The 24,269-nt window shown below is 47.2% G+C and carries 21 protein-coding genes; 6 read left to right on the top strand and 15 right to left on the bottom strand.

Annotation, left to right across the window (positions count from 1 at the left end):
* The first annotated feature begins 28 nt into the window (after window positions 1–28).
* The 6 genes from AB0763_RS01120 to crp all read left to right on the top strand — a co-directional run bounded on the left by AB0763_RS01120 (window position 29) and on the right by crp (window position 5,931).
* Window positions 29–1,936, top strand: a complete 1,908-nt coding sequence (locus tag AB0763_RS01120; protein WP_306101943.1) for an ABC transporter ATP-binding protein — start codon at window positions 29–31, stop codon at window positions 1,934–1,936.
* 8 nt (window positions 1,937–1,944) lie between these two features.
* Window positions 1,945–2,424, top strand: a complete 480-nt coding sequence (locus tag AB0763_RS01115; protein ID WP_306101942.1) for a TIGR02444 family protein — start codon at window positions 1,945–1,947, stop codon at window positions 2,422–2,424.
* Between the two features lie 192 nt (window positions 2,425–2,616).
* Window positions 2,617–3,591, top strand: coding sequence for a hydrolase (locus tag AB0763_RS01110; RefSeq protein ID WP_306101941.1), 975 nt, complete (start codon window positions 2,617–2,619; stop codon window positions 3,589–3,591).
* Between the two features lie 178 nt (window positions 3,592–3,769).
* The gene (locus AB0763_RS01105) at window positions 3,770–4,006 is read left to right on the top strand and encodes a YheU family protein (RefSeq protein ID WP_306101940.1); all 237 of its coding nucleotides are present in this window, start codon (window positions 3,770–3,772) and stop codon (window positions 4,004–4,006) included.
* A gap of 185 nt (window positions 4,007–4,191) precedes the next feature.
* The gene (locus AB0763_RS01100) at window positions 4,192–5,061 is read left to right on the top strand and encodes a phosphoribulokinase (protein ID WP_306101939.1); all 870 of its coding nucleotides are present in this window, start codon (window positions 4,192–4,194) and stop codon (window positions 5,059–5,061) included.
* A 237-nt stretch (window positions 5,062–5,298) separates the two neighbouring features.
* Window positions 5,299–5,931: a cAMP-activated global transcriptional regulator CRP gene (crp, locus tag AB0763_RS01095; protein ID WP_306101938.1), complete on the top strand. Its 633-nt coding sequence runs from the start codon at window positions 5,299–5,301 to the stop codon at window positions 5,929–5,931.
* A gap of 101 nt (window positions 5,932–6,032) precedes the next feature.
* Here crp and AB0763_RS01090 read toward each other — a convergent pair whose 3' ends face one another.
* The 15 genes from AB0763_RS01090 to mutL all read right to left on the bottom strand — a co-directional run bounded on the left by AB0763_RS01090 (window position 6,033) and on the right by mutL (window position 24,260).
* Complete coding sequence (locus AB0763_RS01090; RefSeq protein ID WP_306101937.1) at window positions 6,033–6,617, bottom strand: hypothetical protein; 585 nt, start codon at window positions 6,615–6,617, stop codon at window positions 6,033–6,035.
* 299 nt (window positions 6,618–6,916) lie between these two features.
* Entirely contained in the window at window positions 6,917–8,128 is a 1,212-nt protein-coding gene (locus tag AB0763_RS01085; protein WP_306101936.1) for an aspartate aminotransferase family protein, read from the bottom strand.
* 224 nt (window positions 8,129–8,352) lie between these two features.
* Complete coding sequence (locus AB0763_RS01080) at window positions 8,353–8,946, bottom strand: aminodeoxychorismate/anthranilate synthase component II (RefSeq protein WP_306101935.1); 594 nt, start codon at window positions 8,944–8,946, stop codon at window positions 8,353–8,355.
* A gap of 92 nt (window positions 8,947–9,038) precedes the next feature.
* Complete coding sequence (gene trpS / locus AB0763_RS01075; RefSeq protein WP_306101934.1) at window positions 9,039–10,055, bottom strand: tryptophan--tRNA ligase; 1,017 nt, start codon at window positions 10,053–10,055, stop codon at window positions 9,039–9,041.
* A 172-nt stretch (window positions 10,056–10,227) separates the two neighbouring features.
* Window positions 10,228–10,896: a phosphoglycolate phosphatase gene (locus AB0763_RS01070; protein ID WP_306101933.1), complete on the bottom strand. Its 669-nt coding sequence runs from the start codon at window positions 10,894–10,896 to the stop codon at window positions 10,228–10,230.
* Between the two features lie 55 nt (window positions 10,897–10,951).
* Entirely contained in the window at window positions 10,952–11,698 is a 747-nt protein-coding gene (gene rlmB, locus AB0763_RS01065) for a 23S rRNA (guanosine(2251)-2'-O)-methyltransferase RlmB (RefSeq protein ID WP_306101932.1), read from the bottom strand.
* A 59-nt stretch (window positions 11,699–11,757) separates the two neighbouring features.
* Window positions 11,758–14,199 carry a ribonuclease R gene (gene rnr / locus AB0763_RS01060; RefSeq protein ID WP_306101931.1) on the bottom strand — a complete coding sequence of 814 codons (2,442 nt, stop codon included), beginning with the start codon at window positions 14,197–14,199 and terminating at the stop codon, window positions 11,758–11,760.
* A 196-nt stretch (window positions 14,200–14,395) separates the two neighbouring features.
* The gene (locus AB0763_RS01055) at window positions 14,396–15,013 is read right to left on the bottom strand and encodes a tetratricopeptide repeat protein (RefSeq protein ID WP_306101956.1); all 618 of its coding nucleotides are present in this window, start codon (window positions 15,011–15,013) and stop codon (window positions 14,396–14,398) included.
* Between the two features lie 687 nt (window positions 15,014–15,700).
* Window positions 15,701–16,999 (bottom strand): adenylosuccinate synthase, encoded by a 1,299-nt coding sequence (locus AB0763_RS01050; protein WP_306101930.1) that lies wholly within the window; start codon window positions 16,997–16,999, stop codon window positions 15,701–15,703.
* Window positions 17,000–17,188: 189 nt separating this feature from the next.
* Window positions 17,189–18,175, bottom strand: a complete 987-nt coding sequence (gene hflC / locus AB0763_RS01045) for a protease modulator HflC (RefSeq protein WP_306101929.1) — start codon at window positions 18,173–18,175, stop codon at window positions 17,189–17,191.
* Between the two features lie 2 nt (window positions 18,176–18,177).
* Window positions 18,178–19,377 (bottom strand): FtsH protease activity modulator HflK, encoded by a 1,200-nt coding sequence (gene hflK, locus AB0763_RS01040; protein WP_306101928.1) that lies wholly within the window; start codon window positions 19,375–19,377, stop codon window positions 18,178–18,180.
* Between the two features lie 43 nt (window positions 19,378–19,420).
* Window positions 19,421–20,731 carry a ribosome rescue GTPase HflX gene (hflX, locus tag AB0763_RS01035; RefSeq protein ID WP_306101927.1) on the bottom strand — a complete coding sequence of 437 codons (1,311 nt, stop codon included), beginning with the start codon at window positions 20,729–20,731 and terminating at the stop codon, window positions 19,421–19,423.
* Window positions 20,732–20,760: 29 nt separating this feature from the next.
* Entirely contained in the window at window positions 20,761–21,036 is a 276-nt protein-coding gene (gene hfq, locus AB0763_RS01030) for an RNA chaperone Hfq (protein ID WP_306101926.1), read from the bottom strand.
* Window positions 21,037–21,228: 192 nt separating this feature from the next.
* Window positions 21,229–22,164, bottom strand: a complete 936-nt coding sequence (gene miaA / locus AB0763_RS01025) for a tRNA (adenosine(37)-N6)-dimethylallyltransferase MiaA (RefSeq protein ID WP_306101925.1) — start codon at window positions 22,162–22,164, stop codon at window positions 21,229–21,231.
* Window positions 22,161–24,260: a DNA mismatch repair endonuclease MutL gene (gene mutL, locus AB0763_RS01020; protein ID WP_306101924.1), complete on the bottom strand. Its 2,100-nt coding sequence runs from the start codon at window positions 24,258–24,260 to the stop codon at window positions 22,161–22,163. The genes miaA and mutL overlap by 4 nt, the downstream gene beginning before the upstream one ends.
* Window positions 24,261–24,269: the final 9 nt, after the last annotated feature.

The following is a 24,269-nucleotide window of genomic DNA, read 5'->3' as shown; positions in this document are numbered from 1 at the left end:
AGAATTCTTAACTCAGTTTGACAAAACCATGATCACCTTCTCTGATATTCAATTGCTTCGCGGCGGCAAACCTCTGTTAGACCAAGCCTCCGCCACCATTCACCCCGGTGACAAAATAGGCTTAGTGGGCAAAAATGGCTGTGGGAAATCCACTTTATTTGCCTTGATCAAAGACGAACTCAGCATCGATGCGGGCCAGTTTCATCAACCGAGCCATTGGGCACTCGCTTGGGTCGCACAAGAAACGCCAGCCATTGAGCGCGCCGCGATTGACTATGTGATTGATGGTGACCGAGAGTACCGAGAACTCGAGCGCCAATTACAACGGGCAGAAGCGGAAGACAACGGCCACCAAGCCGCTTTACTGCACGGTCAAATTGAAACCATTGGCGGTTATAGCATTCAAGCTCGAGCGGCAGAGTTGCTCGACGGCCTCGGGTTTAGCCAAGAGCAGATGCAATGGCCACTGACCGGGTTTTCTGGTGGTTGGCGTATGAGGCTAAACCTGGCGCAAGCTTTGTTGTGCCGTTCAGACTTGTTGTTGCTCGACGAACCCACCAACCACTTAGACCTCGATGCGGTCATGTGGCTTGAAAAATGGCTGCAAAACTACCCCGGTACCCTGGTGTTGATCTCACACGACCGTGACTTTTTAGACCCCGTTGTTTCTCGTATTATCCACATTGAAAATCAAAAGCTTCACGAGTACACCGGCAACTACTCCTCGTTTGAAACGCAACGTGCACAAAAGTTGATCCTGCAACAAGCGCAATTTGAAAAACAACAAAAACAAATGGCGCACATGCAAAGCTACATTGATCGCTTTCGCTACAAAGCCTCGAAAGCACGCCAGGCTCAAAGCCGAATTAAAGCGCTGGAAAAAATGGAGCAAGTGCTACCTGCACAACTCGACAACCCGTTTAGCTTTGCTTTTCGCGAACCCAATGCATTGCCCAACCCCATTTTAATGATGGATGAAGTCAGTGCTGGTTACGATACACGCTTAATTCTCAATAAAATCAAACTCAATTTAGTCCCTGGCAGTCGAATAGGTCTTCTCGGTCGCAACGGCGCGGGCAAATCAACCTTAATTAAACTGCTTTCCGGTGAACTGAAACCACAATCGGGCCAATTAACTTATTCCCAAGGGGTTAAAATTGGCTATTTCGCCCAGCATCAACTTGAAACCTTGCACCCAGAAGAAAGCCCATTACAACACATGATGCAAATCGCTGCTGACCAAACAGAGCAGCAACTACGGGACTATTTAGGCAGCTTTGGTTTTCAAGGTGACAAAGCCCTTGAGGTTATTGGGCCTTTTTCCGGAGGGGAGAAAGCGCGCTTAGTCTTAGCACTGCTGGTTTGGCAAAAGCCAAATTTATTGTTGCTCGATGAACCAACCAACCACCTTGACCTCGATATGCGCCAAGCCCTCACCATGGCGTTGCAAACCTTCGACGGAGCCATGGTGATCGTCAGCCACGATCGTTACTTACTGCGCGCCACGACCGACGATTTGTACTTAGTCGACAACCAAGCCGTTGAACCTTTTGATGGCGATCTCAATGATTATTACCGCTGGTTGACCGAGCAACAGAAAATGGCCAAAAAAGCCAGCAATAACAATGACAATAGCGACAAACAACACAGCGCTGCTGCCAAAAAAGATCAAAAACGCCGCCAAGCCGAACTCCGACAGAAAACCGCGCCTGTTCGCAAAAAACTGCAAAAGCTTGAAAAACAGCTAGACTGTTTAAATGAGAAGCTGCAAAAATGTGAAACACAGCTCGGAGATAACGATCTCTATCAACCGGAAAACAAAGCCAAGCTCACCCAAATTCTCAGTGAGCAGGCCGAAGCAAAATCCGAATTAGAATTGATAGAGCTCGAATGGATGGACCAACAAGAGCTTCTCGAGCAAATGGAACAGGAGTAAGTATTGCCATGACCCAACCGCAGGACTTTTCCCCACTGACAAGCGAAGACTTTTGGCAGTTCAGTCTGCACTACTACACAGTGGCTGGGGTAAAAGACGCCTGCTTAACGCTGCAAAATCGCTATCACGGCAATGTTAATTTTGCTCTATTGTTGATTTGGTTGGATCAACATCAGTTGAGCTTCGACCGTCAAGGTTGGCAGCAACTATGGCACAGTTTGCAACGTTGCGAGCACTTATTGACTGACTTTCGCGAACTCAGACGCAAACTGAAAGCCTCAGTGGTCGATACCTTGTATCGCGAAAGTCTTCAATTTGAGTTGCAACTTGAGCAGCAGCAACAACACGACTTGGTCGCCACGTTAGCGACCTTGTCATTAGTCAAAAACACCGACTCGCCACTCGCATGGCAATACTGCCATCAGCTCGGTGCCAGCGATACGCTCTATCAGAGTTTAGTGCCGAATGCTTCTCGCGGCGACGTTTAACCAATACCCACTTCACTCAATAGACCGTAACCGAAGGAAAGCGATGCTTTCGTTTTACCTGATTAAACCGCTAATTGCGAAGTGGTCATTGAGCATGCGTTTCATGAGATGGGTATAATGAAGAGAAAACGTTATTGTGGAACGTCGTTATTTTGCCACCCCATCACAAAGAAAGTTTAAGGCTGTTTGACTATGACGCAATTTTCTTCGCCAACTTGGCTTACCAACCCACACCTACAAACCTTATTGCCGCGATTGATTCGCCGTAAGCCCTTATTTACCCCCTTTTGGCAACGAGTCGATACGCGCGATGGTGATTTTATCGACCTCGCATGGAGTGAGTATTGGCAAAGCCCACACGTGACACACAAACCGATTTTCATCTTGTTTCACGGCTTAGAGGGCCACTTTAATAGCCCTTACGCCAATGGCATTATGCAAGCTTTTAAAAAAGCCGGCTGGCTCTGTGTGATGATGCATTTTCGCGGTTGCAGCGGAGAACCAAACCGCTATGCTCGTTCTTACCATTCGGGGCATACGGACGATGCTCGCCAAGTGATTGAATTACTTGATGAGCACTTCCCACATCAGGCCAAAGTCGCTCTGGGTGTTTCTCTGGGTGGCAATATGTTAGCGAACTACCTCGCCCAATATCGAGATAACCCCAAGCTGAGCGCGGCCAGTATAGTGTCTGCTCCCTTCGATCTTGCGGCCTGTTCACAGCGCATCGAACAGGGTTTTTCAAAAGTGTATTGCCGCTACTTACTCAACTCACTCAAACGCAATGCCTTGCTCAAAGCCAATTTGATCGAGCAACAGCTTGGTTTAAAAGCCGATGATATCTCCGCCATTAAACAGTTATCAGACTTCGATGACCAATTGACCGCGCCACTCAATGGCTTTAGCAACGCACAAGATTACTACCAACAATGCTCCGCCCTGACACGCTTAAACGACATTACAATACCAACACAAATTATTCATGCTCAAGACGATCCTTTTATGACTGAGGCCGTCATCCCCCGCTATGTATTATCGGAGTACATCGACTATCAATTGCTTCCCCATGGTGGGCATGTGGGCTTCTTGACTGGATCATCTTTAAAGCCGCGCTTTTGGTTAGAAGAAAGCTTGCCTTCTTACTATCAATCTTTCGGCCAATCTTAATGGCAAACAATGGCATAAACACAGGTATTGCAACTTATAAAAGTGAATAAGGTCACGTTTATTTTTGCGTCTTTATCGGCACGAAATTCAAACCATTGAGAAAAAGCTCGGTCAATCTTGATCACAGTCATCGCTGAATTAGTATAAAATGCGATGTATTACTTTTATGGAGGACAATATGATCGTTCCTTGGCAAGACATCAGCCCTGACGCGTTAGAGAACTTAATCGAGCAATTTGTTTTGCGCGAAGGGACCGATTACGGTGAACATGAAGTTTCATTGAGTGAGAAAGTCGCACAAGTTAAAACCTTACTCGCTCGTGGTGAGGCCCACGTCGTTTATTCTGAACTTCACGAAACCGTCAATATTCAAACTCGTCAATCAATGACTCAAGCAACACACGATGCGTTGTGATCACAGATGCGTGTTTGTGGTATGCTACCAGTAGAATTATTTGTTTGGCTAACTCAAGGTGAGAAAGCCATCCCATTGTTGCCGTTTAAATCAGTCTCAGCCATGTGTTCATGATATTGTCTTCGGCAACATTACATACTAACCGTTATAAACACAGGTTGTGTTGAAATAAGACAAGGGTTGTCATGTCAGCGAAACATCCTATCATCGCCGTCACCGGTTCATCGGGTGCCGGAACTACAACCACTTCCGAAGCTTTTCGCAAAATGTTCAATATGTTGAGCATCAAACCCGCGTGGGTTGAAGGGGATAGCTTCCATCGCTTCACGCGCCCAGAAATGGACATTGAAATACGCAAAGCCCGTGAACAAGGTCGCCATATCAGCTACTTTGGTCCACAAGCCAACGACTTCGAATCGCTGGCCAATTTTTTTCGTCGCTATGGGCGCGATGGCAGCGGTCAAGTACGTCGCTACCTGCACAGCTTTGATGAAGCGGTCCCTTTTAATCAAATGCCGGGAACGTTCACCCCTTGGCAAGAATTACCCGACGATACCAATGTGCTTTTTTACGAAGGCTTACACGGTGGCGTGGTCGACGGTGAAGTCAACGTCGCGCAACACGTCGATTTTTTGATCGGTATGGTACCTATCGTGAACTTGGAGTGGATTCAAAAGTTTGTCCGCGATACCCGTGACCGAGGTCACTCGCGCGAAGCCGTGATGGACTCCATCGTTCGCTCAATGGACGATTACTTGAACTTTATCACCCCGCAGTTTTCACGGACTCATATCAATTTTCAGCGCGTGCCAACCGTTGATACCTCCAACCCACTGAATGCGAAAGGCATACCCAGTTTAGATGAGAGCTTTGTCGTCATTCGCTTTCGAGGCATTAAAAACGTCGACTTCCCTTATTTATTAGCCATGATCGACGGTTCTTTTATGTCACGTCACAATACGCTTGTCGTACCTGGTGGCAAAATGAGCTTTGCCATGGAATTGATCGTGCGGCCCTTGCTTCAGCAATTGATAGAATCCGGTAAAATCAGCTAATTCTTTTCCATTCACAGCAAGGAATAATAAATATGTGACAGTGTGCACACTTTTACTGCGAACTTGCTTGACGAAAGTAGTTAGAATCGAGATAAGTATCTAGTAACAGATACAAATTTTATGATAAAGAACAATACTTGCAGCGAGTCGATGGAACTCTTATGCTAGGAGTCTGGTTTTCAGCTTCGCTACACTATGGATAGCAGCAAGTGCACTCTGCAGAGGAAGTAAAAGATTATGGTTCTAAGTAAACCGAATACCGATCCAACATTAGATTGGTTCTTGTCTCACTGTCACATTCATAAATACCCGTCAAAGAGTACTTTGATTCACGCGGGAGAGAAAGCCGAAACCTTATACTTCATTGTCAAAGGCACCGTTGCCGTTTTGATTAAAGATGAAGAAGGCAAAGAAATGATCCTTTCTTACCTCAATCAAGGTGACTTTATTGGCGAGCTAGGCTTATTTGAAGAAGGCCTTGAGCGTACGGCTTGGGTTCGTGCGAAAAGCGCCTGTGAAGTGGCTGAGATCTCGTACAAAAAATTCCGTCAGCTGATTCAAGTCAACCCAGAAGTGTTGATGCGTTTGGCGAGTCAAGTATCAAAACGCCTGCAAGTAACCAGTCAAAAAGTGGGTGATCTTGCTTTCCTTGACGTAACCGGTCGCATTGCACAAACGTTACTGAACCTAGCCAAACAGCCCGATGCGATGACGCACCCTGATGGCATGCAGATCAAAATTACTCGCCAAGAAATTGGTCAAATCGTTGGCTGTTCTCGCGAGACCGTAGGTCGTATTTTGAAAATGCTTGAAGAGCAAAATCTCATCTCTGCGCACGGCAAAACTATTGTCGTTTACGGCACACGTTAACTTTTTATTGTTGCGACAGAGAACGACGAATAAATCAAACGCCTGGGCTAAGCTCAGGCGTTTTTTTTCGTCTCATCAATCCATTTCAAGATGATCGAGATTTAAAGGTGATTAACCTTGTGAACTAGGCCTCGCAACATCAAGCTGTATTGCACAAAACGGCTTTGTCTAGGGGTGAGCATCTGCGGTTGATACTGAGCCATAAGACGATACAAATGATACAAAGAAACTTGCTTAGCGACCCACCAAGTTAGCCAACTGCTTCGAGACTTTAAGGTAGCGCGCTCAAAGTCGACCATACTGATTTTGCCTTGTGGTGACACCAACAGATCGCGAATCGGCAATGAGTGACGTGCTACGCCCGCTTTGAGCATTGCTCTGACTAAGTGGTGCAACTGGTGTAAGTGTGACTCTGATAGGCGATTGGGTCGTACCCCGCTCAAGCGTGTCATACGCAAAAGATGCATGTCATCAAAGCTCTCTAGTAACTGAGGAAAACCTTTGATCCCTTTAAGCTGTATGAGCGCCAACTTTTCAATCATATAGCGCCTATGAGTGCTTTCTTTGGATTTAAATTGCTTGCTCACCATTGATTCAGCAATGGTGAGACGCATTTTCCCTGTTTCGTATACTCCATCAATAACGCGTTTATTGTCTGGCTTTTTCGTGTCTACAAAAGGTTTCATGATGCTTTACTCTCAAAGAAAAATGAACGCTGCTCATCGCCTGACACTCATTTTGATTGAGTGAGGGAGAGTATATTCATGTCACAAGATAAGATCAGCGCGATTGTAACAGCCGTATGAGCAGAAAAATAATCAAAGCTCATGATGAAAAAGCCATCATCTATTGATAGAAATAGAAAGGAATTCGAAATGAAAAAGAGTAAAAAAATGCCCGGCCCAACAGGCCAGGCATAATGAATTGGCGATACTAACCCGCGTAAATCAGTAGTAAATAACCACTAGAAAGTCGCGGTTAGGTATTAAAACAAACTCGCGACGGCTTTTTCCAAACGCTTAAGGCCTTCATTCATTTCTTCTTTAGTGATGACCAGTGAAGGAGTAAAACGAACAACATTGGCTCCCGCAACCAAGACCAATAAACCTTGCTCGCCAGCCGCGGTCAGAATCTCTTTTGCGCGTCCTTGCCATTGTTCATTTAAAGCCGCGCCAATTAATAACCCTTTACCACGGATCTCTGCAAATATCGGGTACTGTTGATTAATCGCAGCTAACCCTTCACGTAACCATTGCTCGCGCTCTTTCACCCCAGCCAAAGTGTCTGCCTGAGAAGTAATATCGACAACCGCTTGCGCGACAGCACAGGCCAAAGGGTTCCCCCCATAAGTCGAGCCATGTGTACCCGGTTGAAAGTGTTCTGCCAGCTCTGTCGTCGTCAACATAGCGCCAATAGGAAAACCGCCACCTAAAGATTTCGCCGTGCTGAGAATGTCAGGAGTCACCCCTAAGTGCTGGTAAGCATAAAATTCCCCAGTACGGCCATTGCCGGTCTGTACTTCATCAAATATCAGCAAGGCTTGATGTTGGTCACACAATTGACGAACCTGCTGAACAAATTCGGCATCGGGTTCAATAACCCCACCTTCGCCTTGTAAAGGCTCCATGATCACCGCGCATGTGCGCTCAGACATATGCGCTTGCAACGTCTTAATATCGTTATAAGGCAAGTGAGTGATATCACCGGGCTTAGGTCCAAAACCGTCCGAATAGCTCGACTGCCCACCCACCGTCACGGTAAAGAAAGTACGGCCGTGGAAACCTTGTACAAAAGCAATAATTTCTGTTTTTTCAGCATTGAATTTATCAGCACTATAACGACGGGCCAATTTTAACGCGGCTTCATTGGCTTCAGCGCCTGAGTTTGCAAAAAACACCTTATCAGCAAAGCTGAGCTCGGTTAACGTTTTCGCCAATTTTAGTGCCGGTTCATTGGTCATGACATTGCTGACATGCCATAATTTTTGCGCCTGTTCGTTAACTGCTGATACCATGGCTGGATGGCAATGGCCAAGGCAGCTCACGGCAATACCACCAGCGAGATCAATATACTCATTGCCCTCTTGATCCCACAGGCGTGCACCTTGCCCTTTGACTGGTACCATGGCCATTGGACTGTAGCAGGGAACCATGACATCACTGAATAACGCTCTATTGATCGGAGAATGCTCACTCATTTTATGTCCTTACTGTTTTTTCACGGCTGCATTATGCCACGACACGGAAACGACGTTCTCGCCTGCTTAACCGTCGAACCTGACACATAAATAATCATATAAAATGCATATTTAAACAAAATAAAAATACGGCAATATTCTCAAAAAGGCAAGTAAATAAGAGAATAAGTCAAAAAAATCGATTAATGCTATTATGAATAAGCAATCAATAAAGCGAGTGTTACTTAGCCTTGGCCTGACTGGCGAGTTAAAAAGTTGGCCAACAAGTCGAGTCCCTGCTCCGTTTTGATGGATTCCGGGTGAAACTGCACCCCTTCAATCGCCAGCGTTCGGTGGCAAAAGCCCATGATTTCATCAAAAGAGCCATCACTGTACTCAGTCCAAGCCGTCAATTCAAAATCATCGGGTAAAGAGTGTGACTCCACCACCAAAGAATGATAACGCGTCACCGTAAGTGGGTTATTCAGCCCTTTAAACACACTGGTGTTGTTATGACGAATGGGCGATGTTTTTCCGTGCATCACTTGGCGAGCTTTGACGACGTTCGCCCCAAAAGCCTGGGCAATGGCCTGATGGCCAAGACATACCCCCAAAATGGGAATATGGCCAGAAAAGGCTTGTATGGCCTGAATTGAAATACCGGCTTCGTTAGGTGTACATGGCCCAGGAGAAATCACTAAATGAGAGGGATTGAGTGCCTTGAGCCCGTCAAGGTCAATCGCATCGTTGCGCACGACGGTCACTTGAGCACCAAGTTGGCAAAAATACTGGTAGAGGTTGTAAGTAAAAGAATCGTAATTATCGATGATGACTAGCATGGCGGGAGACACTGTGAACAAACAAAAAACGATCACGATGATCGATGACCGAAACAAACAAGGCCTGCAACAACAGGCCTTGACGAAATGGGCTATGGGCGAGTAACAAACCCGACAGCCTGATAAGCTTTGGCCAAGGTGACGGCCGCACGCTCAGAGGCTTTTTCGGCACCTTGACGCATCACGTCTTGCAAGTAAGCCTCATCATTGCGAATGCGTTGATACGCTTCTTGTACTGGCTCTAGCATGGCGACAACCGCTTCACCAACGTCTTTTTTGAATGGGCCGTACATTTCCACACCGCGGTACTTCTCTTCGATGTCTGCAAAGCTCAATCCAGTTGCAGCACTATACAATCCCATCAAGTTCGCAATTCCCGCTTTATTTTCAACATCATGGGCAATGCGCGGTGGCGTTTCTGTGTCCGTTTGCGCCTTGTTGATCTTTTTGATGATCGACTTAGGATCTTCCAAGATAGTGATAACATTCTTGCGATTATCGTCTGATTTAGACATCTTCTTAGTCGCATCTTGTAAGCTCATCACTCGAGCATTCACTTGTGGAATATAAGGCTCAGGCACGGTAAAAATCGGCGACTCTGGGCTGTAAATATTATTAAAGCGCGTCGCAATATCACGAGCCAACTCGAGATGTTGTTTTTGATCGCTCCCCACCGGGACTTGGTGAGCGCCATACAATAAAATATCTGCCGCCATCAGCACTGGGTAGCCAAACAAACCGACGTTAACGTCATTGGCATAGCGCGAAGATTTATCTTTGAACTGCGTCATGCGCTGCAGTTCACCCATTTGGGTGTAACAGTTAAGAAGCCATCCTAGCTGAGCGTGTTCTGGCACATGAGATTGTACGAAGAGAGTGCTCTTCTTCGGATCAACACCAACAGCAAGACAGACGGCTAAGGCATCGAGTGTTGCTTCGCGCAATGCCTTGGGGTCTTGACGCACAGTGACGGCGTGAAGATCAACCACACAATATTGACAATCGTAATCGTCTTGCATTTGTTGCCATTGACGAAGCGCACCCAAGTAGTTACCAATACTCAGTTCACCAGAAGGTTGAACACCACTTAAAACGATGGGCTTGCTCATTAGCTAGTTTCCTTTGACTTCTTTTTAATTTAAACGTGATACCAATTCGACGTTCCCTTTGGCCTCAGCAAGGTGATAATCAATTGGGTATGATTTACCGGCCATTATTGGCCTATGCCTAGAGAAAGGGTCGTAAGCATGTCACCCACTTCCCTTTCTACCGTGTTATCGCTTATTTTACGATATCTAGCAATACATTAATATCATCAGAGACGTAGTCTGGCGCGGAATCGTTGATAGGTTCTCCGTGGTTGTAACCATAGGTCAAACCAAGAACCTGGCAACCGGCATTACGCGCGGCTAGAATGTCATTTTTCGAGTCGCCGACCATCAACATGTCTTCAGCGCTAACCGCAAACTTTTCTTGTAGATGCAACAAGGCGACTGGGTTGGGCTTTTTCTCCGCAAAGGCGTCGCCACCTAAGACTTCGGAAAAATACTCACCGATCGCGTGTTGCTCTAAGATTTCAGGAACGAACTTAGACGGTTTATTCGTCACAATCGCCAAGGTGTGACCGGATTTTTTCAGTGCCGCTAATGTGCTCGCTACATTGGGGTACAAATGACTCGCACGATGGCCACTTTGGGCGTAAAACTCATCAAACAAATGACGTGCTTGTTGCAATACCTGGACAGGGATCTCTGGATTCACATCGATACTTTGGCTCAACGCACGACCGATTAAAATATCGGCGCCATTGCCAACGTAATCGCGAACTTGCTCTTCTGTCACCGCTGGGTAACCCAACTCTTTTACGGTTTGTTGTGCCGCCAGGGCCAAATCTGGCACGCTATCGAGTAAGGTGCCATCTAAATCAAATGCAATTAACTTAAATTTCAAACTGTTTCTCTCTTCTATCAAACTCGTGGGTCACTCAGTATACAAGCACGGGTCGTTATGCGTTTTTTGACAATCGTTGGCGCACGGCCTCAAACAAACACACCCCTGCCGCCACCGATACATTGAGGCTCGACACCGCACCGGCCATAGGGATTTTGATCAAGTCGTCACACGTTTCTCGGGTCAAACGACGCATACCATCGCCTTCTGCCCCCATCACGATGGCGAGAGGGCCGGATAAGTTGGCTTGGTAAATATCGTGGGTTGCCTCACCCGCGGTGCCGACAAACCAAACCCCTTTTTGCTGCAACTCACGCATGGTACGAGCAAGGTTAGTCACTCGTACTAAGGGCACAGTTTCAGCTGCACCACACGCGACTTTGCTCACTGTCGCGGTTAATGGGGCGGACTTGTCTTTTGGCACGATAACCGCTGCAACACCGGCCGCGTCAGCATTGCGCAGACACGCACCGAGGTTATGAGGGTCAGTCACGCCATCGAGCACTAAAAATAACGGGGTTCGGTTCTCAGCGAGTAAACCGTCAAGATCATTTTCGTTGTAGCTCTTTGCCGGCTTAACTCGGGCAATAATTCCCTGATGGTTAGCCCCTTGAGCTTTTTCGTCTAACGCTTTTCGTCCCATTTGCTGAATCGATACCCCAATCACATTGAGCTCGTTTAGCAAAGGCAATAGGCGATCATCTTGACGTCCCTTAAGCACAAAGGCTTCAATAAAACGGGCGGGATCACGCTCTAATACCGCTTGAATAGCGTGAATACCATAAATAAATTCGTTACTCATTTTCTTTCTCGTTGACGCTTTGATCGACTCAGTTCCCCCATTGACGGGGAGTTCTAAGATTAATTACCGGTACTGGGTTTGCTTTTTTTATTCGCTTTTCTTCTGCTTGGGCGCTTAGCTGCTCTCTCTTTTGATGCTTTTCCCTTGGCAGGTTTCTCCGCTTTTCCCTCTGGACGTTTTGTCGGCTCAACCAAAGGTTTTGCTTTGCTAGCTTTTTGTTTTTTCGCCTTCGCTTTTTGTTTTGCTTCCAACGCACGTTTTTTCGCGGTTTTTCCTTTGCCGCGAGGTTGGCGACTGGTCCCCACCAATTCAAAATCAATTTGGCGCTCGTCGAGGTTCACCGCGCGAACCTTGACTTTCACCTCATCACCGAGACGGTAAATAGCCCCGAAGCTTTCACCTTTTAAACGCTGGCCAACGGCATCAAAATGGTAATAGTCGTTATCTAGGTTAGAGATATGGACTAAACCATCAATGTGTAGCTCAGTTAACCGGACAAAGAAGCCAAAACTGGTGACATTGGCGATCACACCATCAAGCTCTTCACCGACGTGATCCTGCATGTACTCACATTTGAGCCAATCCGACACTTCGCGCGTCGCATCATCGGCACGGCGCTCCGTCATGGAACATTGCTCGCCGTAGACATCCATATCATCAAACGAGTAATGATAACCGCCTGTTGGCGTCCAACGATCTTGATTTGTTCCTGCTTCTTTGGCAATTAAGTATTTAATGGCGCGATGCAATAGCAAATCGGGGTAGCGACGGATCGGTGACGTAAAGTGCGCGTAACGCTTTAATGCCAAACCAAAGTGACCAATGTTATCCGCGTTGTAGACCGCTTGCTTCATTGAGCGTAACAACATCGTTTGAATGAGCTCTTTATCGGGGCGCTGCTCAATCTGTCCAACCAAATCAGCGTAATCGGTTGGCGATGGCTCTAAGCCCCCTTTTAAATTCAGACCCAACTCAGATAAAAAGTCTCTAAAACCGACCAAGCGCTGCTCACCAGGCGCTTCGTGAATACGATAAAGCGAGGGCTCTTTTGCTTTTTCCACCAAGGACGCCGAAGCAATATTGGCCAGGATCATACACTCTTCGATGATCTTGTGTGCATCGTTACGAATGACAGGTTCAATGCGATCAATTTTGCGTTGTGCATTAAAAATAAATTTCGTTTCCACGCTTTCAAATTCAATCGCACCGCGTGCTGCTCGCGACGCTTTTAGCACGTTGTACATGGCGTGTAATTGCTCTAAATGTGGTACCACATCTTGATAACGCTCTCGCAGCGTTTCATCACCGTCGAGGATCGCCCCGACCTTGTTGTACGTCAAACGCGCATGGGAATTCATCACTGCTTCGTAATGTTTATAACCGGACAAACGACCATTAGCAGAAATCGTCATCTCACAAACCATGCACAAACGATCCACTTGTGGATTCAATGAGCAAAGGCCATTGGAGAGAACTTCTGGTAACATCGGCACAACTTGGCTAGGAAAATACACTGAGTTGCCGCGGTTGATCGCTTCTTTATCAAGTGCACTGCCCTGGCGGACATAATAACTTACATCGGCAATCGCCACCCATAAGCGCCAACCACCACTGGCTTTGGCTTCACAGTATACGGCATCATCAAAATCGCGTGCATCTTCGCCATCAATCGTCACAAGGGGCAACTGGCGCAAATCAACGCGGCCTTGTTTGGCTTTTTCTGGCACTTCTTCGCCCAGGCCGTCAATCTGTTTTAAGACGTCGTCTGGCCATTCATGAGGTATTTGATGAGTACGGATCGCAATCTGAGTCTCCATTCCGGGCGCCATAGTTTCACCCAGTACTTCAACGATTTCACCAACCATACCGCGGTTGCGAGTTGCGCGCTCGACAATATTGACCACCACGACATTACCCATACGAGCCCCTAAGCGCTTATCATTGGGGATCAAGATATCTTGGGTAATTCGCGAGTCATCCGGCACGACAAAGGCATGATCGTACTCGAGGAAAAAGCGGCCAACAATTTGCGTTTGTCGCGCCTCGAGAATGCGAACAATACGCCCTTCTCGGCGACCGCGTTTGCTGTTGTCTGTCGGTTGGACGAGGACATAATCGCCGTGAATCACTTGACGCATTTGATGATGTGGCAACACAATATCATCTTCTTTTTTGGTGCTGCCTTCAGGACGTAGCCAGCCGTGACCATCTTTGTGGCCGATCACGGTGCCTTTGATCATTTCAATTTTTTCAGGTAAGGCATAACACTGGCGACGAGTAAACACCAATTGGCCATCGCGCTCCATTGCCCGTAAACGACGACGTAAGCCTTCGTATTGTTCTTCACCATCAAGGCCGAGCGCCTCAAATAAGTCATTGCGATTCATCGGTACTTTAGCTTGCTTGAGAAATTCGAGTAAATACTCGCGGCTCGGTACCGGGTTGTCATAATTTTGAGATTCGCGATCGGCAAAGGGATCGTTTTGAATACTGTCGGTCATTGCTACGCCTAAGTTGAGCGAATTTATCGCCAGTATATCGAAGGAAAGAGCAGAATCACACAAGAGATAGAAATGAGAGAGAAATTAATCCACAAAACCAATCAGGTTGTTGAGGTAAGTAGGCAGGTTGGCATCAATAAATCGCATAGACGAGGCGAAACAATGCCCCGTAATGCGAAATCACCAAGTAAAGCGATTACCAGAAAACTTCGCGACGTTTCGCGCGAGCAATAATATTTTCCGGCATACGCGCTGCCAGACCATCGCGTAACATGGCAATACGTCGATGCTGACGTTGATCCGCTGTCACCGATTGATACAACCAGCGATACGCTTCTTCGTAATCCAAAGGGCTACCATAATCGCGCAATAACAGTTCTGCTAATTGAATTCGCGCTTTTAAATTGCCTTGAGAAGCCGCTTCTCTTAGGTAGGGAATGGCGCGCTCCTTATCTTGTTGCACCAGTGTTCCTTGTGAGTAATAGCGCCCTAATTGTTCTAAAGCCGCCGCTAACCCCTGATGAGCGGCATTTTCCATATAGTAAAGCCCCAATTCAACATCTTGGTCAACACACACACCCCACGCTAGCATATCGCCATAAAGAAACTCATAAGCCGGTAAATTGATCCGGGTTGCCCGCGCGACGATGTCTTCGACCAGCTGACATTTATCCGCACGTACTCTTTCTAGGTGTTTGTTTTCGTTAATCAGCTTGATAAGCTCGGCTTCGCTATAAATCGGCACTGGCGGCCCGACAGGTTGCAGTTCTGCTTGAGCTGTGCTGAGCGCACTGACATACAGTATGGCAGCCATCAAAGGGCGAAGTCGTTTTACAAACATCATAGGGCTCTTTCCACGCAGGTCTGGTCAATTCAAACGTATTGGGTATGAAAAGGCTATCGGCCACCGAGTGGCAAGCTTTAATAAAAAACCACCACTGTGCGGCAAACCTTTGCCGCCATTGACTATTTTTTTATCACAAAAGAAAAAAATTGGCGAGTATTTGTTCGATTTACTGATGCGCTTTTCATCACGTATAACGCCGTATGCTAAAGAGCGACGACAAAGACTAAATTCGCTGATTCGCTCAGTACCCTCTTTAGCGAAAAGGGCGATGAATAGTATCGTGTGCAAGTTCTGGTACCGGTGCCCGATTCAATACTTCCCGATGAAACCAAACAGTAATAGGCCAACCCATGATAATTGGTGGGATAACGATAAGCGTGAAAGACACCATTATTTTCTGAGTCACTGCCTTGCGTCATGATGCCTGAACTATCAACCGGGGGTGACGTCGTTCCATACCGTGTCCCCATCATCATTCACTTCAAATAAGTTAACACGGTCACCTTCGGTGATGATGACGTTGCCATTAGAGACCTGACTGGCTCTTGAAAGATGACCTCTATTATTCAAGGTATAAAAAAAGCATGCGCCCGGCATGCTTTTTATCTATTTTTACACTTTCTCATTCATGGACGTGTCAGGCACGCCGCGCAATTATACTGAGAAAGGGTGTACTTTAACGATGGTTTCGTTGCGATCTGGACCTGTTGATACGATATCAACTGGCACCCCAGTAAGCTCTTCAATGCGCTTGATGTAATCAAGAGCGGCTTGAGGTAGCTCTTCAAGAGACTTAACACCAAACGTGTTTTCTGACCAACCAGGCATGGTTTCGTAAATTGGGGTGATACCCTCGTAGGCATCGGCCGCCATTGGCGATACTTCTACGACAGAACCATCGGCGAGTTGGTAACCAGTACAAATTTTTAGCTCTTCTAGGCCGTCAAGAACGTCAAGCTTAGTCAAGCAAAAACCCGTTACCGAGTTAACCTGGATCGCACGGCGAAGCGCTACCGCATCAAACCAACCACAGCGACGCTTACGACCTGTTGTTGCACCAAACTCTGCACCTTTAGTACCTAAGTGCATACCAACTTCATCGTCAAGTTCAGTTGGGAATGGACCTGCACCAACACGAGTACAGTACGCTTTAACGATACCAAGGATATAACCAAGGTGGCCTGGACCAAAACCAGAACCAGCAGAAACGCCACCAGCAGTGGTGTTTGAAGAAGTCACATAAGGGTAAGTACCGTGATCGATATCGAGCAACGTCCCTTGCGCACCTTCAAACATAATTTTGTCGCCGCGCTTACGAGCTGTATCTAACTCATCAGTCACGTCGATAATCATAGAAATCAGTAAATCAGCGTAACCCATCGCCTGCTCGAGAACGTCCTCGTAGCTCACAGGTTCAGCTTTGTAGAAGTGCTCAAGTTGGAAGTTGTGGAAAGCCATTACTTCTTTTAACTTTTCAGCAAAGCTTGCTTTGTCAAGTAAATCACCAACACGCAGACCGCGACGAGCCACTTTGTCTTCGTAAGCAGGGCCGATACCACGACCTGTGGTGCCAATCGCTTTCTTGCCACGAGCTGCTTCACGCGCTTGGTCAAGCGCAATGTGGTATGGCAAGATTAATGGACACGCTTCTGAAATAAATAGACGCTCACGAACCGGTACACCGCGCTCTTCAAGCTCACCCATTTCTTTAAGTAACGCATCCGGAGACAGGACAACACCATTGCCGATGACACATTTTACGTTGTCGCGGAGGATACCGGATGGGATTAGGTGAAGAACAGTTTTTTCACCATCGATGACTAGTGTGTGACCGGCGTTGTGTCCGCCTTGATAACGAACGACGTATTTCGCGTCTTCTGTCAGCAGGTCAACAATTTTTCCTTTACCTTCGTCACCCCATTGGGTGCCAAGCACTACTACGTTATTTCCCATTTTTCCAAGTCTGATTGCTGGTTAAAAAAGGATTCTAGCATCGTCGAAGCCATCTTGCAGTTATTTTTTGTCCCTTTGTCAATCGTCGTCAAATTAACCAATGTATCAATAATTGCCCCCGTCAGTTGAGTGTGATCGAGCGATAAAAAAAAGACTCCCGAAGGAGTCTTTAGTTTCAATACGTTGCTGTTATTTTGTCCCTGAAAGCTCCCCTTTAGGATCTTTCATAAAACGGAAAAAATCACTGCTTGGGTCGACAACCAAAATGTCATTTTTGCTGCTAAATGACTGCTCATACGCTTTCAATGAACGCAAGAAGCTGTAAAACTCTGGCGCTTTTTGATAAGCATCTGAATAAATCTTCGCTGCTTCAGCGTCAGCATCACCTCGAGTAACACGAGCGGTTCTGTCTGCTTCAGCAAGAATGGTTGCCACTTCAAGTTCGGCTTGAGCACGAATCACTTCTGCTTTTTCACGACCTTGTGAACGGTGTTTACGCGCTACGGTTTCACGCTCTGCACGCATACGACGATAAATCGATTCGCTGATTTCATCAGGTAGGTTGATTTTCTTCATTCTGAAGTCCACCACTTCTACCCCTAAATCTTTCATCGCACTATCACGTGTATCCGCCAATACGTTATCCATAATTTGATCGCGTTCGCCATCCACTTCTAATGCTTCTTTCGCCGCTTCAGTATTGACGACCTCAGCATCTGGGCTACTTGGCAAGATATCGTCGTTACGCGGACCAGAAACAATTTGCTTGATTTCACGGGCACCGATTTCAGATCGCAATACGTCGGTCACTTTACGCTCTAGCAGCGCTTCCGCGGTAAGTCGATTACCGCCACCCGTTGCCAAGTAGTACTGACCGAAATCTTGGATCTTCCATTTGACGTAAGAGTCGATGATCACGTCTTTTTTCTCAGACGTCACGAAGCGATCTGAACGTCCGTCCATGGTTTGAATCCGCGCGTCAAGGCGTTTAACGCGATCAAACATTGGCATTTTGAAGTGAAGGCCAGGCTCGTAAATACGAGCGATTTCGTTGTTGTCTTTAAGCACTCTCCCAAAGCGAATGACAATACCGCGCTCGCCTTCAGGGATGACGAAAACGGACAGCAAAGTCACTACAAGGAAAATGCCGATAACAGGTATGACAAGCTTACGCATAATTAGTATCTCCCTTGTCGACTGGTGCTGCTGTTGGAACTTGAAGTATCATCATCACTACTTGAGCTCGACGGTTCGAGGTCAATTTTGTCGTAGCTCGCTGATGAGCGCTGAGTTTTCTTAGTCTCAGTTTTGCCTTCTTGTCCCGCCAGTTTGTCGATCGGCAGGTAAAGTAAGTTGCCACTTGATTTAGAGTCAACCAATACTTTCGATGTCGAACTATACACTTGCTGCATCGTGTCTAAGTACAGACGTTCACGCGTCACTTCAGGGGCGGCCTGATACTCTGGCAGCAATTTGTTAAATTGTGCCACTTGACCTTGAGCTTCATTGACCACGCGCTCGGTGTAACCTTGGGCTTCTTTTCTCAGACGCTCAGCGCGACCGGTTGCTTTTGGCAAAATTTCATTTTTGTACGCTTCGGCTTCGCGAATATAACGCTCTTCATCTTCTCGCGCCGCAATTGCATCATCAAAGGCATCTTTAACTTGCTCTGGCGGACGAGCCGACTGGAAGTTAACGTCAACTAAGCTAATACCCATGTCGTACTTATCAACGATTTCGTTCAAGGTTTCTTGAGTACTTTGACGAATTTGCTGACGACCGCTGGTCAAGATACTGTCCATTAAAGAATCACCGATCACCGCACGCAGAGCAGAATCCGTTGCTTGACGCAAACTGTCATCAGCCCGTGTCACACGGTACAAATACTTGTAAGGATCAGAAACGCGGTATTGAACATCCATTGACACAGTGACCACGTTTTCGTCTTTCGTCAGCATTGTACCTGATGAGCGCAATGAACGAATTGATTGAACATTGACAGGGGTCACTTCATCGATAAAACGAGGACGCCAGTTTAGACCTGGTTCAACGATGCGATCGTATTTACCCAAACGCAATACCACGCCTCGCTCCGCTTCGCCTATGGTGTAAAAGCCAGCAAAAACCCAGACAGCGACAGCGATGACTGCCACTATACCAAGGCCAATGGTACCGCCACCGCCGAGCGAAGGCCCTTTGCCTTTTTTACCGAATTTACCGCCAAGCTTTTGGCTCAGTTTGTTAAAGACTTCATCAAGATCTGGTGGGCCTTGATCTCGACCGCCGTTTTGGCGATCACCACGGTTGTTATTACCCCATGGGTCTTTATCGCGACCATTATCGCCATTGTTGTTATTTCCAGGCTCATTCCACGCCATTAGAAAGCTCCATCATTGATATGACGTTATACGTGTAGCAACACTATGACACCGAAACAGACGTGTTGTCTGTGACGCAGTCCACTAGTACTGCCCCTTCTCTCTTCTCTAGTCTAGACCAATCTACCTGTTGCAATCGAATGTTTATCAACAAGTTACCGTCTAGATCATATTCTTCACTTTGAATGCACTTCATTTTGAAGAACAAACTGCGCAATTTACCTTGGTGTTGTGGCCCAATGCACAATGCCACTTCAACCATTGTAGAGGCCAAGCGTTCAGTCAGGGCTTGGTAGAGAATATCAATACCTTCACCTGACATTGCCGACACCCATACCGCGCGTATCTGGCCCTCTTCATCACGCTCGATTCGAGGAGACTGATCTTCAAGGTTGTCAATTTTGTTCATGACCAACAACGCCGGCACTTCATGGGCATCGATTTCTTCAAGAACAGTATCAACAGCCTGAATATTCTCACGAAAACGCTCATCACTGGCATCAACAACATGTAACAAAATGTCAGCTTCTTGCGTTTCTTGTAAGGTGGCTTTAAACGCAGCCACTAAATCGTGAGGTAGATGACGAATAAAACCTACGGTATCAGCTAAGATCGCCGTGCCAATGTCATCTAACTCTATCTTACGCAGAGTTGGGTCTAAGGTAGCAAACAATTGATCGGCTGCATAAACACCCGCTTCAGTAATACGGTTAAACAGGGTAGATTTCCCCGCATTGGTATAACCGACCAAAGAGATGGTAGGGATCTCAGCACGATTGCGAGCTCTTCGACCTTGCTCACGCTGTTTGGCTACTTTTTCTAAACGCCGTAATATCGCTTTAATACGGTCACGCAACAAACGTCTGTCGGTCTCGAGCTGAGTTTCCCCAGGCCCACGTAAACCGATCCCGCCTTTTTGTCTTTCTAAGTGTGTCCAACCCCGGATCAAACGCGTCGATATGTGCCTTAACTGTGCAAGCTCGACCTGAAGTTTACCTTCATGCGTTCGAGCGCGCTGAGCAAAGATATCGAGGATCAAACCGGTGCGATCAAGCACTCGACATTGACACAATGCTTCTAAATTGCGTTCTTGGGCAGGGGAAAGGGCGTGATTAAAAATCACGATATCCGCTTCGGCCATTTTTACCGCATGGGCAATTTCCTCAGCTTTTCCCTCTCCAACGTAGTACTTAGGGTGTGGTGACTGGCGGCTTCCGGTGACGACTTGTAACGTGGAAACACCAGCAGACGACACCAGCATCTCAAACTCGCTGAGATCGTCCCACTCCCCTTCTTGCGTAAAGTTGATATGGACTAATACGGCTCGCTCACCGGCTTCGTAACGGTCAAACAAGCAATCCACTCCTTATTTGTTGATGTAGTTTATTCAGGATTTGATTCCGTTTTCTCTTGTGGGCGGTCTCCGCCATTGCGGGTTTCGCCAGTGTGGTGACTGACTGGACGCGCAGGAACCACAGTTGAAATGGCGTGTTTATACACCATTTGGTTTACGGTATTTTTGAGTAGGATGACAAATTGATCAAAGGATTCAATTTGACCTTGTAGTTTGATCCCATTGACAAGATAAATCGAGACTGGGATACGTTCACGACGCAAAGCGTTCAAAAATGGGTCTTGTAGAGATTGCCCCTTAGCCATTTTATTTTTCCTTATTTGAGTTCTATTGTAATTATTTAGCTAGTGGTGCGTGCAAATAAACCGAGCTTCAAGTGGCCTTTGCATCTAGGCTAAACGATAAAAAACACCTGAATCATTCAAAGTGTAGTACACGTTTCGAACCAAACCAATTTTAGTCTGGTTCAAGCAAAAGTGAAAAGATGACATAGCGAACTAGACACTGGCGTCAATGGCCTGTGACATTAAACGCTCTGCTTGATCAATCTCTTCACTATCGAGCCACGTTAAATTCTCCCACCCTCTTAGCCAAGTGATCTGTCGCTTGGCGAGCTGGCGCGTGGCACAAACTCCTTTAAATACCGCTTCATCGAGTGAGGTTTGTCCCGCGAGGTAATCCCACATCTGTCGGTAACCGACACAGCGTATCGAGGGCAAATCAGCGTGTAAATCACCGCGCTGGTACAAAGCCTTTACTTCTTGTTCAAAGCCATTTTCTATCATGCGCTCAAAACGCCATTCAATACGGCGATGCAACTCGGCGCGCTCTTGAGGTGCAATGGCAAATTGAGCCACTTTAAATGGCAATGGTTCACCCTTGGTCGCGGTCAACTCAGTCAATGACTTTCCCGTCACACGATACACTTCCAGTGCTCGAGATAAACGCTGTGGATCATTGGGATGAATGCGCTTTGCAGACACCGGATCCACTTGATATAGCTCATCGTGCAATATTGACCAACCTTTCGTCAATGCTTCTTGTTCAATTTGACGACGAATTTCATCATTTGCCGGTGGAAGTGGTGATAAACCTTCCAATAAGGCTTTAAAATACAACATAGTGCCCCCCACTAAGAGCGGGATCTTCCCTTGAGAAGCGATCTCATTCATGGCGTCAAGTGCGTCGCGGCGAAAATCTGCGGCGGAGTAGCTTTGTGCAGGGTCAAGAATATCGATCAGGCGATGAGGCGCTAAAGCGAGTTCTTGCTGATCGGGCTTTGCCGTACCGATGTCCATATCGCGGTAAATTAATGCTGAGTCAACACTGATAATTTCTACCGGATAACGCTGACGCAGACGGATGGCAAGTTCAGTTTTGCCAGAAGCAGTTGGCCCCATTAAAAAGAGCGCGAGTGGGCGAGTGTCGGTCATGATGATAACTGTACTATAGTGGATTGAAAATCAACAAATTGAACTAGGTTTCGATCCTTTAACACGCTGTGTTCCGGCCAAAGTTGCTCTAGTTCAGCAAGTAATTGTACGCCATCGGCCAAGCGATATTGCGGTTTAATGACCGCGATCTTTGCCGCCAACCAAGAACACAAAACGCGTTCGAAATCCTCAGTAGCGCTGGCGTTTAACGAGGTGGCGTAAGATAACAGATCTGGAATCAATTGTTGTAAATTTTGCTGTCTCAAAGGGCCTGGCACCGCCATTACCGTCACTTTGTCCCCCGGCGCGCTTTGAAAGTGCAAGCCCAAACGCCCCCAAGGGTATGATTCAGACTGAGCACACTGCGCTTGTGGCGAAGTCAATCGCAACGACAAAGGGATCAACAATGGCTGTGGGGTCAACCCCGTCTTTCCGGGGATAAGCTGACCCAATGTGCGATAAAACTCGGCGCGCGGCAAAGACACGAGTAAAGCGTGTGGTGCAGCTAGGGTCAATAAGAATCGCTCTTGTACTATCGCGAGTGCTTTCCCAAGCGATGTCAGCTCGGGGCAAGGTCCCATCTCTGTGACGCCACTTTGCCAATCGTCCGGTTGCCCTGACTCAGCGCCTCCCTCTTTCATGTGGCGATATGGGGGGTGATCTTTCGTACAGGGCGCGGTTTTCAACAATTCTTGATACGCTTTGACTTCTTGTGCACTCGGCCCGGATTGAGGGGCATAACGAGATTGACCTTGATGTGCTTGGCGAGCGTCCCTTTGCGCGGATTCAACCGGCCGACTTTGCCCCAGAGAATGGGCACTGGGATAGGCATCATCGTCATTGGTCTCTCGTGTTCGATTGTCCGCTTCACCAATGTGCTTAGCTGGCTCAGACTGATCGCGTAACGAGTGCCGAGAATCGGATTGCACGCCCTGCGCTCTTTGTTGTGAAACTTGGGAATAATGGCGTCCTTCATCGGCTAGCGACTTGCTCACTGGATACCCCTCAGACAAGGATGGTGAGTGGGTGAGCGCTTCGTTATCGGATTTGTCGACATGCGAGACGGCCCGACTGGGCGATTCAATACGCTGCAAATCAATACTTTGTGCTAATGCGTCGGTCAGTGCTTGATAAATAAAATCGTGCACCAGACGGGCTTGGTGAAAACGCACTTCGTGTTTTGCAGGGTGGACATTGACATCCACTTGACTGGGGTCGAGCTCAATATACAACACATACGCCGAATATTGGTCCGGTTTTAATGCCGTTTGATAACTTTGACGAATGGCGTGATTGATCAACTTATCGCGCATCATGCGGCCATTGACGTAACAGTATTGCAAATCACTTTGTGGCCTGGCCCCTTCTGGCGTCACCATCCACCCATACAGTTTCAACCCTTGGTGATCGAGGTTCACCTTGACCATGTGGCGAACAAAATTTTGTCCACAGACGGCACCAATACGCTTTTCGTATTGGCGCTCATCAGTGGCTTGTCGATATTGTCGGATCACTTTGCCGTTATGGCGCAACAGTAAGGTAATATCAAAACGACTTAAGGCAATGCGCTTAAGCAGATCATCGATATGGGTGAACTCCGTTTTTTCCGTGCGTAGAAATTTTCGCCTCGCAGGGGTATTAAAAAACAGATCAAGGACTTCAACACAAGACCCGACCGGATGTGCGGCCGGCGTGAGCTTAACCGTCATATCGCGTCCTTCGGAATACGCACTCCATGCTTCATCTTGGTTTGCCGGCCGAGAAGTCAGGGTCAAACGCGATACGGAACTGATACTGGCTAAGGCTTCACCGCGAAAGCCCAAACTCATGATCGCTTCGAGATCATCCAATGTGTGGATCTTGGAGGTCGCATGACGGCTCAATGCAAGTTGCAGTTCTTGCTTAGGGATCCCCTTACCATTGTCTCGCACGCGAATGAGCTTGGCCCCTCCCTTTTCGATGTCAACTTCGATTCGCGTTGCGCCCGCATCAATGCTGTTTTCAACCAATTCCTTGACCACGGAGGCAGGCCGCTCAACCACTTCACCGGCCGCTATTTGGTTAGCCAAACGAGCGGGTAAAATTTCGATAGCCATAGCCACTCC

Source organism: Vibrio sp. HB236076, from assembly GCF_040957575.1.
Classification (GTDB): Bacteria; Pseudomonadota; Gammaproteobacteria; order Enterobacterales; family Vibrionaceae; genus Vibrio.
The sequence above is the reverse complement of the archived record's forward strand: the minus strand, read 5'-3'. Positions and strand labels throughout refer to the sequence as shown.